The organism is Nitrosomonas marina, from assembly GCF_900110145.1.
GTDB lineage: Bacteria > Pseudomonadota > Gammaproteobacteria > Burkholderiales > Nitrosomonadaceae > Nitrosomonas > Nitrosomonas marina.
The window spans coordinates 150,486-163,708 of sequence record NZ_FOCP01000003.1 but is presented as its reverse complement, the minus strand read 5'-3'; the positions used below and the strand labels follow the sequence as shown (position 1 = coordinate 163,708).

Here is a 13,223-nt window from a genome sequence, read left to right as displayed (position 1 = left end):
TAGTGGAATTGTTGTTAATTGTAATGCAGGGTTGTTTATGTTAAAGGTTTGATTTATGCGCATTGTCTGCCGCTTCTCGTGCTTTAAACTGGTGTTGCTGTGCCGAAAGATAACTGTCAGTTAATTTTCTACGCAGACAAATCGTGATAGATAAGTCGGGATTTTGTCTATGTTTGCTGGCCGGCATAATTTATATTGTTACTGTGTGACGTTAAGTGCTGTAGATAAACCGGATCAGATAATATTTATTCCTTCATTGCTGAGCATTTCAATCAAAGCAATCAATGGCAAGCCGATCAATGCATTGGGGTCGTCACCGCGCATGTATTCCATTAATGCAATGCCAAGGCCCTCTGATTTGGCACTGCCAGAACAGTGATAGGGCTGCTCTTTACTCAGGTAATTTTTAATCTGCTGATCGCTCAGATACCGGAATTTTACATGATAGGGAATTACGCGGGCCTGCAGTTGATTCGTATGACTGTTGAGCAAGCACAAGGCTGTATAAAAGGTGACTTCATTGCCGCGTATCAACTGTAATTGTTTGAATGCGTTTGCATAGGTCAGCGGTTTGCCTAGATGTGTTCCATTAAATACAGCCACCTGATCAGAACCGATAACCAGAACCTGCTGTCTATATTGTCTGGCTACTGCATGAGCTTTGGCTTCAGCCAGACGCCGGGCAGTTTGTTCTGGCGCCTCATCCGGCAGGATTGATTCTTCAATTTGAGGACTGACCGATTCAAAAGGTATTTGCAATCGCTCCAGTAATTCCCGGCGGTAAACAGAACTCGATCCAAGAATAATGGTACGTGAATTTTTTTTTTTGTTTGAAGCATCCATTTTCATTTTTTGACACTTAAAGATAAAGAATATAACATGCGCGCCTTATGTCTGTGCGATTTGTAATCAATGCTCTTGATTTTGTACGCAAAGCAGGAGAACGTCATGGTAAAATACAGCTCGCCGATTTAGAGCGTATTCAGGATTTTCTTCATGAGAATAGCGGTGACGTCGAATACAGGATCAATGGGATTGTCGGGCGGGACAATAAACCATATCTGCAATTGCAGATAAATGGAGAGATGCATCTTTGTTGTCAGCGCTGTCTGGGCAGCCTGGTTCACCAGCTTGAGATACAGACTTCGCTGTTGTTGGTCGAAACTGAAGCAGAATTGATCCAGGCGGATGAGGATGAAACTGTTGATGCATTATTGGCGATTGCAGACATGGATGTACAAGATTTAATTGAAGAAGAGATTATTCTGAGTCTTGCGATTTCCTCGCGCCACAAAGAGGGCGAGTGCGATGTCTATGATTCAAAGCGGTATAAAGCGACAGAAAATTCAGATTCTGAGAGTCCGTTTTCGGCATTGGAGTCACTGAAAAAGATACGCTGAAAACGATAGAGTATTTGTAAAGGAGTTATTGTATATGGCTGTTCAACAAAATAAAAAGTCACCATCCAAGCGCGGCATGCATCGATCGCATGATGCGTTGAAGAATCCTCCCCTGGCTATAGAGCCGAGCACTGGCGAGGTGCATCTGCGTCATCATATTAGTCCAAACGGTTATTATCGCGGAAAAAAAGTTGTAAACACCAAGTCGGACGATTGACCTTTCTCTTCATCTTCTGTTTTCTCCGTTTCAAGTGTTGATATACAGCTGGCCAGAAAGGCTTCGAAATTGAATATAACAGTAGCGATCGATTGTATGGGGGGGGATCATGGCCCCCATGTGACTGTACCTTCGGCAATTAATTTCCTTCGTCGCGATCCTGAAGCCAATATTATTCTGGTAGGTATTCCGGAAGCGATCGAATCGGAGCTGCGGGTACAAAAGATTAATTCCGATCATCGCGGCATACAAATTCATCCGGCCAGCGAAATTGTCGGTATGGACGAATCGCCTGCGCTGGCGCTGCGCAGCAAAAAAGATTCATCAATGCGTGTTGCAATCAATCTGGTTAAAACAGGTGAGGCCCAAGCTTGTATCAGTGCCGGCAATACTGGTGCGTTACTTGCTACATCGCGTTTCGTTTTGAAAACGATTCCAGGAATTGATCGTCCCGCATTGGCGGTGATTTTGCCAACTGTAACCGGCCACACATATGTGCTGGATATGGGTGCCAATGTTAATTGCACAGCCGAACATTTATTGCAGTTCGGCGTCATGGGCGCTTCATTAGTATCTTCCGTTGAAAATAAAGCTGCGCCCAGTGTCGGATTATTGAATATTGGCGAGGAGGAAATCAAGGGTAATGAAATCGTTAAACGGGCGGCAGATCTGCTTCGTAGTAGCGGGCTTAATTTTTATGGTAATGTAGAGGGCGATGATATTTATAAAGGAACTACGGATGTTGTCGTTTGTGATGGTTTTGTCGGTAATGTCACGCTTAAAACGTCAGAGGGGCTGGCACAGATGCTCGCAACCTATTTGCGCGAGGAGTTTAAACGTAATCTGTTGACAAAACTGGCTGGTGTTTTTGCGGTGCCGGCTATCAATGCATTCAAGCGCCGAGTAGATCATCGACAGTATAACGGAGCAAGTTTTCTTGGCCTGAAAGGCATCGTTATTAAAAGTCATGGTTCTGCGGATATCATTGCTTTTACTGCTGCGATTAAACGAGCTTCGGATGAGGTGCGCGGAGGAATGTTACGTCGCATCAGCGAACGTGTAGCCGAACTTTCCCAATAACCCTGAATGATATTTTATTGTTACGTAAAATTTATAAATAATGTATTCGCGAATCACAGGAACCGGTAGCTATCTGCCCGAAAAGGTTTTGACCAATCATGACTTGGAAAAAATGGTGGAGACAAGTGATGAATGGATACGAACACGCACGGGAATTACGCAACGGCATATTGCGGAAAAAAACCAGAAGGCAAGCGATCTTGCTTTGTATGCCAGTCGGGAGGCCATGAAAGCTGCGAACATTGCCAGCAGTGACATTGATCTGATAATAGTGGCGACAACGACGCCGGATATGGTCTTTCCAAGTACAGCCTGCATTTTACAGCATAAGCTGGGTGCGGATAACTGCCCTGCCTTTGATGTGCAGGCCGTGTGCAGTGGTTTTGTATATGCACTGGCTACTGCTGATCAGTTTATTAGTTCGGGAAAATGTAGAAATGCGCTGGTGGTTGGTACCGAGATTTATTCCAAAATACTAGACTGGAATGATCGCAGCACCTGTGTTTTGTTTGGGGATGGCGCTGGTGCAGTTGTGTTGTCTCAAAGCGAGCACCCCGGCATTTTATCGAGCCACTTGCATGCAAGTGGCAGTTATAAGGACGTATTGTCGGTGCCTGGCAACATAGAAGGTGGGGCTGTTCAGGGTAATCCTTACATTAACATGGAAGGTGGCACGGTTTTTAAATTTGCAGTCAAAGTACTGGAAGATGTGGTGCGAGAAGCTGTTGAGGAGAACAAGTTGAGCCCTTCAGATATCGACTGGCTGATACCGCATCAGGCCAATATACGTATTATACGTTCAACTGCGCAGAAGCTGGGCATACCGTTGGATAAAGTCGTTGTGACAGTTGATAAGCATGGTAATACATCTGCCGCGTCCATACCATTGGCATTGGATATTGCGGTTAAAGATGGACGTATCCATAAAGATCAGCTAGTGCTGCTAGAGGGCGTCGGCGGCGGTTTTACCTGGGGAGCGGTGCTACTTCGCTGGTGATATTTATGAAATTTGCATTTGTTTTTCCCGGTCAGGGCTCGCAGTCAGTCGGCATGATGAATAATTATGCAGATATACCGGTTATACGTGAAACATTTGACGAGGCGTCCGATTTATTAAGTCAGGATTTCTGGTCGTTGGTGAGCGATGGTCCGGCAGAATTACTGAATCTGACTGTCAATACGCAACCGCTGATGCTAACGGCAGGCGTAGCGGTATATCGATGTTGGCAGGTACTGGAGGGTGCCCGGCCTGCGTTCCTGGCTGGCCACAGTTTAGGTGAATATACTGCACTGGTTGCAGGGGGGGCGCTTAACTTTTCAGATGCGCTTGAGTTAGTGCGTTTTCGTGCTCGTGAGATGCAACAATCGGTTCCAGAAGGCGTTGGTGGAATGGCCGCGATACTGGGTTTGGAAGATGCGGTGATTGAAGCAATCTGCCAGGATATTACAGAACAAGCCAATCAGGAATCCATTGAAGCGGCCAATTATAATTCGCCAGGTCAGGTGGTTATCGCCGGCCACAAGAGCGCGGTGCTGAAAGGTGTTGAGATGGCCAAGGCAAAAGGTGCAAAGCGGGCTGTAATGCTGCCAATGAGTATTCCGTCGCACTGCCGGCTGATGAAACCGGCCGCGGACAAAATGCAGCAGCAGCTAACTCATACAGCCATGCGTTCCCCCGATATACCAATTATTCATAATGTCGATGTGCGCGCACATGAAAATGTGGATACGATCAAGGGGGTTTTAACGAGCCAACTTTATAGTCCGGTACGATGGGTTGATACGATAAAAACACTTGCTGCTGAAGGTGTTACACATATTGCTGAATGCGGCCCGGGGAATGTTTTAACCGGACTTAACAAGCGTATCGACCGTAGTATACAGCATCTGTCGTTTTCAAGCAGTGATGCGGTCAAGCAGGGGCGTGATGTTCTTTCGTGATAACACACTGGCATTATTCGGGCATAATACGTGCCAGCATGGATTTTATGGAGTCAGAATTTGCAAAATAGGATTGCATTAGTAACAGGTGCGAGCCGCGGTATAGGGCAGGCAATCGCACAGAAGCTTGGATCGCATGGCGCCATTGTAATCGGCACGGCTACAACGCAGGCAGGTGCGGATTCGATTGACCAGTATCTGAGTAATGCGGGAATTCAGGGAGCTGGAAGCGTTCTGGATGTAGGTGATGCTGATCAGGTTAAATCCACGTTCGAAGCTATTCGTGAGAAATTTGGTGAAGTTGAAATTCTTGTCAACAATGCAGGGATTACGCGTGATAATCTTCTGGTGCGCATGAAAGACGAAGAATGGGATGAAATTATGGAAACAAATCTCAAATCTGTTTATCGATTGTGCAGGACTGTGTTGCGTTCCATGATGAAAGCGCGTTATGGGCGAATTATAAATATTTCTTCTGTAGTAGGTGCAATTGGAAATATAGGGCAGACAAACTATGCAGCCGCCAAGGCGGGTATGTTTGGTTTTAGTAAATCTCTCGCGCGAGAGGTTGGCAGTCGTAATATTACGGTCAATTGCGTGGCACCCGGTTTTATCGAGACCGATATGACCAGGGCGCTCAGTGAAGAACAACAACAAAGCCTGATCCAGCACGTCCCGTTAGGAAGGCTGGGAGGCACTGAGGAGGTTGCATCGGCAGTTGCTTTTCTGGCCTCTTCTGAGGCTGGTTACATTACCGGTTCAACGCTGCACGTCAATGGCGGTATGTATATGGATTAACAACGTGTTCGGATGTTACTCAACTATCTGTTTTTATGCAAAAAAATATTCAAGTTGTTGTTGATCGCTTGCGCGGGCACACGCCAGATATTTGTTTTGCAGAATTTTAAAATTTGTTAATATATCAAAATCTTTTTCTTATTTTGAAGGAAGCATTTAAATGGAAAACGTAGAACAGCGCATTAAAAAAATCGTAGCTGAACAACTTGGTGTAAAAGAAGAGGAAGTCAAGAATGAGTCATCATTTGTAAACGATTTGGGAGCAGATTCACTGGATACAGTGGAATTGGTAATGGCGCTTGAAGAAGAATTTGAATGCGAAATTCCAGATGAACAGGCTGAAAAAATCAATACTGTTCAAGAAGCAATTGATTATGTCACTGAGAACGCAGGTAATTAATACTTATTTGTAATAGAACGGAGTTATTTTGTCCAAACGCAGGGTGGTTGTAACCGGGATGGGTATTATCTCACCCGTTGGCAATACAATTTCAGAAGCATGGGGAAATATAACCGCTGGTAAGTCGGGTATCCGCCGTATTACCCGGTTTGATGCATCAGCTTTTACCTCACAAATTGCAGGAGAAGTAGAAGGTTTCGATGTCAGTGAATATTTACCAGTCAAAGAGGCGCGCCGTATGGATGTTTTCATTCATTACGGTATGGCAGCTGCAATACAATCCATAAAAAATGCAGGTATAGAAGACATATCCGGTCTGCAGGCTGAACGTATCGGTGTAAATATTGGTTCTGGAATAGGTGGTTTGCCTATGATCGAGAATACTGATGAAGCCTATCATAAAGGTGGACCACGTAAAATCTCTCCTTTTTTTATTCCCAGTACAATCATAAACATGATTTCGGGTAATTTGTCCATAAAATATGGTTACAAAGGACCCAATCTTGCGATTGTAACTGCATGTACAACAGCAACGCACAGTATTGGAAATTCTGCACGCATGATTGAATATGATGATGTCGATATCATGATTTGCGGAGGAGCAGAATCCTGCGTTACTCCGCTGGCAATAGGCGGATTCGCGGCTGCCAAGGCGTTGTCAGTGAGTAATGATAATCCACAATCCGCGAGTCGACCTTGGGATCTGTCACGGGATGGTTTCGTGTTAGGAGAAGGCGCAGGGGTATTGGTGCTGGAAGAAATGGAACATGCCAAAAGCAGGGGAGCGACTATTTACGCAGAACTAGCAGGATTTGGTATGAGTGCGGACGCCTATCATATGACTGCACCCAGTGAAGACGGAGAAGGTGCATCACGATGTATGGAAAATGCACTAAAGAATGCCCGTCTGAGTCCATCAGAGATTGATTATGTTAATGCGCATGGAACGTCAACGCCTTTAGGCGATATTGCAGAGACAATCGCAGTCAAACGTTGTTTTGGTGAACATGCTACGAAGCTGGCGGTGAATTCGACAAAATCAATGACCGGACACTTACTGGGTGCTGCGGGGGGAATTGAAGCTATATTTTCTACATTAGCTGTTTATCATCAGATATCACCGCCGACAATCAACCTCGATAATCAGGATCCGCAATGCGATCTTGATTATGTCGCCAATGAAGCGCGGGAAATGAAAATTGAGGCTGCATTGTCCAATTCTTTCGGTTTTGGTGGTACCAATGGCACGCTAGTATTCCGTAAAGTGTAAATTAGATTCGTTGGCGCATGCTTTCGCTAAAACGCCTGTTTATATTTCTCTTCGGATTTGTTTTTATTGCCATCCTGACCCTGGGGTGGCTTTATTATCATTATCATCGTAATTTACCTTTGCCGGTTGTACCTTATGAGTTTTCAATTGAGCCAGGCAGCAATTTAAAGCAGATAAGTAACCAATTGGCTCATGAAGGTATACTTCCGAACAACTGGTCCTTTATTTTGTTATCACGTTTGCTTGGAAAAGAGTCGGCCATTAAGGCTGGTGATTATCGGCTGACACGGGAAATTTCTCAAATAGCCTTGCTGGAATACCTGATTAAGGGTGATATACGGCAAAATGAAGTCAGATTTATTGAAGGATGGACATTTTCTCAGTTCATGGAAGCGCTGTATGAGCACCCAAACATACAAAATACAACCCTTGGACTGAGTGAAGAAGAAATTCTGCGGTTAATTGGTGCCAGCGAAAATGCCGCAGAGGGTCTTTTCTTTCCTGATACCTATTACGTTATTAAAAACAGTAAGGATGTAGATGTTTTGCAGCGCGCCTATCGGGCTATGCAGAAACATTTACAGGAAGCCTGGTCGATGCGGGGGGATTCATTGCCACTGGAATCTCCATATGAAGCGCTAATTCTGGCATCTATAATCGAGAAGGAAACCGGATTGGACAGTGATCGTGCAGAGATTGCTGGCGTTTTCATCAATCGGTTGCGTATCGGTATGCGTTTGCAAACTGACCCGACTGTGATTTACGGTCTTGGAAACCAGTTTGATGGTAATTTGCGTAAAATAGATCTGCAGACGGATCATGATTACAATACTTATACACGCTCCGGTTTGCCGCCAACTCCGATAGCAATGCCGGGTCTTGCATCTATTTATGCAGCAGTTAATCCGGCAACAACCGATTCACTCTATTTTGTTGCAAAAGGTAATGGAGAATCGATTTTTTCTACAAACCTTGCAGACCACAACCGGGCTGTCGTTAAGTATCAGCGGCAGCGAAAAAAATAAAAATGTTAAGTCAAAAATTTATATCTGAAGTCTGTGAGTTTGCATGACTCAATTTTCGATTGTTGTTCCGACACTGAATGAGTCAGAAAATATCGATTTGCTGTTAGCACGTCTTTTTGCATTAAACATTCCATCCAGTACATTTGAAGTTATTTTTGTCGACGACAGTTCAAACGACGGCACCCCCGAGAAAATACGCAACTGGCAGAAACATACCAATATACATCTGATCGAGAGATCCGGTAAACCGGATTTGACGGCTTCGATCCTGGCCGGAACGGACGCGGCACAAAGCGATATCATTGTTGTCATGGACGCTGATCTAAGTCATCCGCACGAGCAGTTGAAAGCTTTGGTAGAACCTTTGCTGCATGATCAATATGATGTGGTTATTGGCAGTCGGTATATTGATGGCGGTGGTGTTCATGGATGGCCTTTTTACAGGCATATGCTGTCGCGTATTGGAGGATTGCTGGCTCGCCCTTTTTGCGATGTCAGTGATGCGACCTCAGGCTTTTTCGCATTTCGGCGCGAGTTCGCCGCGACCGTTTCAAAACAAGCCCACGGTTACAAGATTCTACTCGAGATTCTGATGGCCAACGACGATAATCTGCGTATCAAAGAGATACCAATCTGTTTTCGTGATCGGGCACATGGCACTTCTAAGCTTTCATTTTCTCATCAGCTGACTTATTTACAGCGCTTGATGACACTGGCAGGCGGTTCGGTTTCTGCAGGTACTGCGGGTCGTTTTACAGTAGTTGGATTGTTGGGTATGGTGGCCGATGTTCTGATGTTCCAGTGGATGATCGGTCGCGAAACCGGGCTCGCTCTGGCGCATATTGTCAGTTTTCTGGTAGCGATTTGCATAAATTATGCAATGAACGCAACCTGGTCTTTTCGTGCCAACGATAGATACTGTTTACAATGGGCTCCGTTTATACGTTTTCTTACGATTGGTGCGCTTTCGTTATTGCTGCGTGGCGGAGTGCTGGCGTTGTGTGTGCATATGCTGAATATGTCACCGTCATTGGCAATTTTTCCCGCCATTGCTGCAACTGCCCTGATTAACTATCTGGGTACCGCTTTTTACGTTTTTCCAAACGGGCAACATTCTCCGTCGCAGCATATGCGCTGGCGTGTTGCTGCAATCGGTGTCGTGGGATTCTGTATACTGTTACGCCTAATTTATCTTGGCCTTGCGCAACTAATCCCGGATGAGGCGTATTACTGGCAATATGCTCAACATATGGATTTGAGTTTTTATGATCATCCACCCATGGTTGCTTGGTTGATCTGGTTGAGTACCGCCATTTTTGGTGATAATGAAGTTGGAGTGCGTGCAGGAGCATTTGTGTGTAGTCTGTTGGTATTGGGGTTTCTATATGCTTACGCGCAGAATCTATACGATAAATCAACTGCATTTCGGGCAATGTTGCTGTTTTCAGTGTTGCCAATGGGTTTTGCATCAGGCTTTTTGATGACACCGGATGCTCCGCTGGCAGCCGCCTGGATGGCTGCGCTCTTTTTTATGGAGCGGGCGCTTGTCGCGGATCAACCATCGGCGTGGCTGGGTGTAGGGGCGGCATTCGGCGTCGGAATGCTATCCAAATATACATTAATTTTACTAGGGCTGGCCGCGTTGGTTTTTGTGCTAATTGATCCTGTGGCACGCCGTTCAATGGCGCGGCCGCACCTTTATCTGGCGATTATTCTTGCACTACTTATTTTTTCACCAGTGTTAATCTGGAATTTTCAGCATGATTGGGCGTCTTTTGTATTTCAATCAACGCGACATGTGGCAAACAGCAGTCAGTTTTCAGTTCATTTTTTGATTATTTACATAATCATTTTGTTAACACCTGTTGGGTTTCTTGCAGCAGTTCTGGCGCTTACTCAAAACCCTGATAGCGAAAAACAGAATACATTTCCATACAAATCAGTAGCCAGAAAACAACTGTTTATAAAGGTCATGACCGGTGTGCCGCTTTTGGTGTTTCTGGTTTTCAGTACATTCGACCATCCAAAATTTCATTGGACAGGACCTGTCTGGCTTGCGGTATTGCCGTCTATCGCCTGGATGCTTGTCAAAACGGAAAATGTGAACAGATTTGCTGCCTGGGTGCAGCGTACATGGCAACATACAATCGCGATTTGTCTGCTGGCGTATGCATTTACTTTGCATTATCTTGTTCTGGGAGTACCTGGAATCCCTTATCATTTGTTTACAGAACATTATTTTTGGCGTGAAACAACCTATGCGGTTGAGCAGATTGCGGAAGAAGTCAGAAAGCAATCCGGTATGGAGCCAATAGTTGTCGGTATGAGTAAATGGTCAATTGCAAGCAGCCTGTACTTCTACAATCATGCGCGCGGTGATCTTGATATTCGTTCGAGAAATTTGTTTGGCGACAGTGGCGCAATGTACAGTTACTGGTTTCCATCTCAGCTACCTACAAGTAGGCCCATTATTCAGGTTGGCATGAAGCCGACTCATCTGGATCAAATCCGTGAAGGTGATAATTTGAAACAAATGCTAATTCAACCCGGTGCAATTCAGTATCGTACGATCCATAGTAATGGAGTTGTTCTAAGACGTGTCTATTTTCGTGTAGCCAGAGGATTTAAAGGAGTGCCTGCTTGAGAGATACTTCATCTTTTTTCTGCTTGCTGAACAGCATCCTCATAATATTTCGTCAAACTAATTTGCATCAACCTAGAGTTATGCTCACTATTTGATGTACGACAAAGTCTCGGATTATCTGGGCTAAGAACGACTTTTTCTGCTTTTAAATCGTATCATGCGAACTGATTTGTAGGCCAGATGTGGCACTAAAATATACAGCGGCATACGAATCAAATGGCTGCGCAGGTACATTAGCAGTCGTGCAAGTGATGCGGACAGCATCGGTTTGTCCGGGTGTTGCGGAAATAATGCTAATGGCACCAGCCGGTTCATTATCCACAGTTTCAGCCTTCCGGGTCTCGCATGAAGACGAACAGGGACTTTTTTTGGTACAGGTGTTTTGAATATCAGTTGACTGAAATGCAGACTATAAAACACAGCCCTGCTTAATTTTAGCTGGTTGGAGCGATCAATTAGCTGTGTCCAGAAATCAATCGTCCGTGCACTGAAAAAAACCATTAAATCATGCAAGTCTAGCAAATCCCTGAGATCATTAGCTAATTCATTATTCTGAAACAGATTTATTGCGCAATGAATGACCATGTCAACCGGATTCAACAGTCTGATTGTTGAGTTATTAACTGGAATGGCAGTGTCGAACAGCAATTCTGGGTTGATTTTTAGCCGACTGGTCAGGGGTATCAGTGTATGGTGAATATCGACCTCAGTTTCTCGTTCGGCATGTACCAGCGGCGGAATCTCATGGCTCCAAACGCGGTAATAGTGCTCATCGTAGGCTGAAAGCGGGCGGTGCTTCCAGCCTTTGACCATAAGTAATGACTCAATGTCAGCCAGATCCGATTGGGGGACCAGTAAATCGAGATCGATGGATAAACGTCCCGATGCGTATGGTATTTCTGCTAAAGTGTATGCGACACCCTTTAGCGCGATAATCGAAGTGTCTAAGTCATTTAAAGCCCAAAGAACTCTGTTTAATTCCCATCGGTTAAGCTGTTGAAGTTTTTCAACCTGAACAAGTGCCGATGCCATTTGAGTAGTTATTCTTGGTGGAACCTGATCCCAGATACCATATTCCTTTACAAGTAATCCCAATCGTCCGAGTAGCTTTACACGCCTTGCCATCCGAACCAGCAGTTCCCAATCCGAGTCACAATAGCGTCTGAGACAGGCCGGGTCGGTTAACCCGTTGAGTAAAATCTGACAATGCAGGGGAAGATCAAGTTTCATTGGTCAGTTGATGCAAAACTTCCATGACGCTGTCAAAATCAGAATATACCAGTTTAAAACAATCGCAACTGCGAATCAGATTGGCAACTGCGCCAAACCCAGCCGCACCTAGTGCTTCATAATTGAACGCATTGCTTGCCAGCATCATAAACGCTTCGGCATCGGAAATTGCTTCAATTTTAACCGATGTATCAGCTATCCATTTGGGAAAAATTATCCACCTGGCTTTACAGGTATGTTTCGACAGTAAAATACTTTTTTCTGGTGGTCGGACATGCGCAACGGTTCCTTTTTGCGTGTTGGGTATGGGCCGGCCCATAACTATATCGGGCAGGTAATTGCGGATGACGGCTATAGATTCGTTTTTAAGCGGCATTAAACGTGGAATCGGAAGAAAAAGTTGCCGCTGAGTGTCCATGAGTCCAAATTCGTCAGAGAACAGACGAAATCCGTGATAAGACAGAACTGTACATAAAGTTGTTTTGCCGCTTCCAGGCCAGGCAGGAAATAAAATTACGTGACCGTTTTTTTCAACTACAGCAGAATGTAGTAGCAGCAAGTGATTGACCCGGACTGCTATGGCCAGATTAATGCCCCATTCCAGTGCTGCAAGTGCTTGTTCCTGAGGGAAACTTTCAAAAGGAGACTGGCCATCCAGCAGAAAACGAACATTGCGTTTGAATGGATTCCTGAGGGAACGTTCTGTCACGATGCGTACATGAAATTCGGCGATTTCATCTTGAACTATCCGGTAATGACTGTAGAGTAGATAAAGCTGTTCAATCAGTGGCTTGTATGACGTATGGATGCATACATTAAAAGGGCCAATTGCAACTCTCAGTCCTTGTCTGCGTATTAGCATGCGGAATTCTTCAAATGGAATCTGGTTGACTACCATGCCAAGAACTCACAAATGATTTTTTGACTAGTCCCAATGTGTCAAAATGATAAAGCACCTTTTCTATATTTCGCTGAAAGCTATGATCTGGTTGTTGCTGAAACTGCGCTGCCATATAAGCGCTGATTTCTTCCAGTGTGGCCGGTTTTTGATCAAGGTAAATGAGCATTTCCATACTCATTTGATTTAAAAAGTGAGTTTTTCCGGAATCTGGCTGGAAAACAGTATACTCTTCGTTCCAGTTTTCGATCAGCAATGTTTCGAAATGATTTGTTCGCCAGTGCATGCTTGTGCAGAATCAATCTAAAAACTGGAGTTTA

At 44.8% G+C, this 13,223-nt stretch carries 14 protein-coding genes; 10 read left to right on the top strand and 4 right to left on the bottom strand.

Annotated elements, in window-relative coordinates; genetic code table 11:
* Window positions 1-234: 234 nt before the first annotated feature.
* Window positions 235-843, bottom strand: a complete 609-nt coding sequence (locus BMX44_RS03390) for a Maf family nucleotide pyrophosphatase (protein ID WP_090628003.1) — start codon at window positions 841-843, stop codon at window positions 235-237.
* Between the two features lie 47 nt (window positions 844-890).
* Between BMX44_RS03390 and BMX44_RS03385 the strand changes: the two genes are divergently transcribed.
* The 10 genes from BMX44_RS03385 to BMX44_RS03340 all read left to right on the top strand — a co-directional run bounded on the left by BMX44_RS03385 (window position 891) and on the right by BMX44_RS03340 (window position 10,775).
* Window positions 891-1,400 (top strand): YceD family protein, encoded by a 510-nt coding sequence (locus BMX44_RS03385; protein ID WP_090628001.1) that lies wholly within the window; start codon window positions 891-893, stop codon window positions 1,398-1,400.
* A gap of 34 nt (window positions 1,401-1,434) precedes the next feature.
* Window positions 1,435-1,617, top strand: a complete 183-nt coding sequence (gene rpmF, locus BMX44_RS03380) for a 50S ribosomal protein L32 (RefSeq protein WP_090627999.1) — start codon at window positions 1,435-1,437, stop codon at window positions 1,615-1,617.
* Window positions 1,618-1,686: 69 nt separating this feature from the next.
* Entirely contained in the window at window positions 1,687-2,697 is a 1,011-nt protein-coding gene (gene plsX / locus BMX44_RS03375; protein ID WP_090627996.1) for a phosphate acyltransferase PlsX, read from the top strand.
* Window positions 2,698-2,737: 40 nt separating this feature from the next.
* Window positions 2,738-3,694, top strand: a complete 957-nt coding sequence (locus BMX44_RS03370) for a beta-ketoacyl-ACP synthase III (protein WP_090627994.1) — start codon at window positions 2,738-2,740, stop codon at window positions 3,692-3,694.
* 5 nt (window positions 3,695-3,699) lie between these two features.
* Window positions 3,700-4,638 carry an ACP S-malonyltransferase gene (fabD, locus tag BMX44_RS03365; protein WP_090627991.1) on the top strand — a complete coding sequence of 313 codons (939 nt, stop codon included), beginning with the start codon at window positions 3,700-3,702 and terminating at the stop codon, window positions 4,636-4,638.
* A gap of 60 nt (window positions 4,639-4,698) precedes the next feature.
* Window positions 4,699-5,436: a 3-oxoacyl-ACP reductase FabG gene (fabG, locus tag BMX44_RS03360; RefSeq protein WP_177167651.1), complete on the top strand. Its 738-nt coding sequence runs from the start codon at window positions 4,699-4,701 to the stop codon at window positions 5,434-5,436.
* Window positions 5,437-5,596: 160 nt separating this feature from the next.
* Window positions 5,597-5,836: an acyl carrier protein gene (gene acpP / locus BMX44_RS03355; RefSeq protein WP_090627989.1), complete on the top strand. Its 240-nt coding sequence runs from the start codon at window positions 5,597-5,599 to the stop codon at window positions 5,834-5,836.
* A 28-nt stretch (window positions 5,837-5,864) separates the two neighbouring features.
* Window positions 5,865-7,106, top strand: a complete 1,242-nt coding sequence (fabF, locus tag BMX44_RS03350) for a beta-ketoacyl-ACP synthase II (RefSeq protein WP_090627987.1) — start codon at window positions 5,865-5,867, stop codon at window positions 7,104-7,106.
* 17 nt (window positions 7,107-7,123) lie between these two features.
* Complete coding sequence (gene mltG / locus BMX44_RS03345) at window positions 7,124-8,131, top strand: endolytic transglycosylase MltG (protein ID WP_090627984.1); 1,008 nt, start codon at window positions 7,124-7,126, stop codon at window positions 8,129-8,131.
* 43 nt (window positions 8,132-8,174) lie between these two features.
* The gene (locus tag BMX44_RS03340) at window positions 8,175-10,775 is read left to right on the top strand and encodes a glycosyltransferase family 39 protein (protein WP_090627981.1); all 2,601 of its coding nucleotides are present in this window, start codon (window positions 8,175-8,177) and stop codon (window positions 10,773-10,775) included.
* Between the two features lie 123 nt (window positions 10,776-10,898).
* On the opposite strand, the gene BMX44_RS03335 is transcribed toward BMX44_RS03340, so the two are convergent.
* Genes BMX44_RS03335 through BMX44_RS03325 form a run of 3 tightly spaced genes read right to left on the bottom strand, consistent with a single transcriptional unit; the run spans window position 10,899 to window position 13,159 of the window.
* The gene (locus tag BMX44_RS03335; protein ID WP_090627979.1) at window positions 10,899-12,005 is read right to left on the bottom strand and encodes a nucleotidyltransferase domain-containing protein; all 1,107 of its coding nucleotides are present in this window, start codon (window positions 12,003-12,005) and stop codon (window positions 10,899-10,901) included.
* Complete coding sequence (locus BMX44_RS03330; RefSeq protein ID WP_090627977.1) at window positions 11,995-12,903, bottom strand: HprK-related kinase A; 909 nt, start codon at window positions 12,901-12,903, stop codon at window positions 11,995-11,997. Before BMX44_RS03330 ends, BMX44_RS03335 begins: the two co-directional genes overlap by 11 nt.
* Complete coding sequence (locus BMX44_RS03325; RefSeq protein ID WP_177167650.1) at window positions 12,878-13,159, bottom strand: HPr-rel-A system PqqD family peptide chaperone; 282 nt, start codon at window positions 13,157-13,159, stop codon at window positions 12,878-12,880. The genes BMX44_RS03330 and BMX44_RS03325 overlap by 26 nt, the downstream gene beginning before the upstream one ends.
* Between the last annotated feature and the right edge of the window lie 64 nt (window positions 13,160-13,223).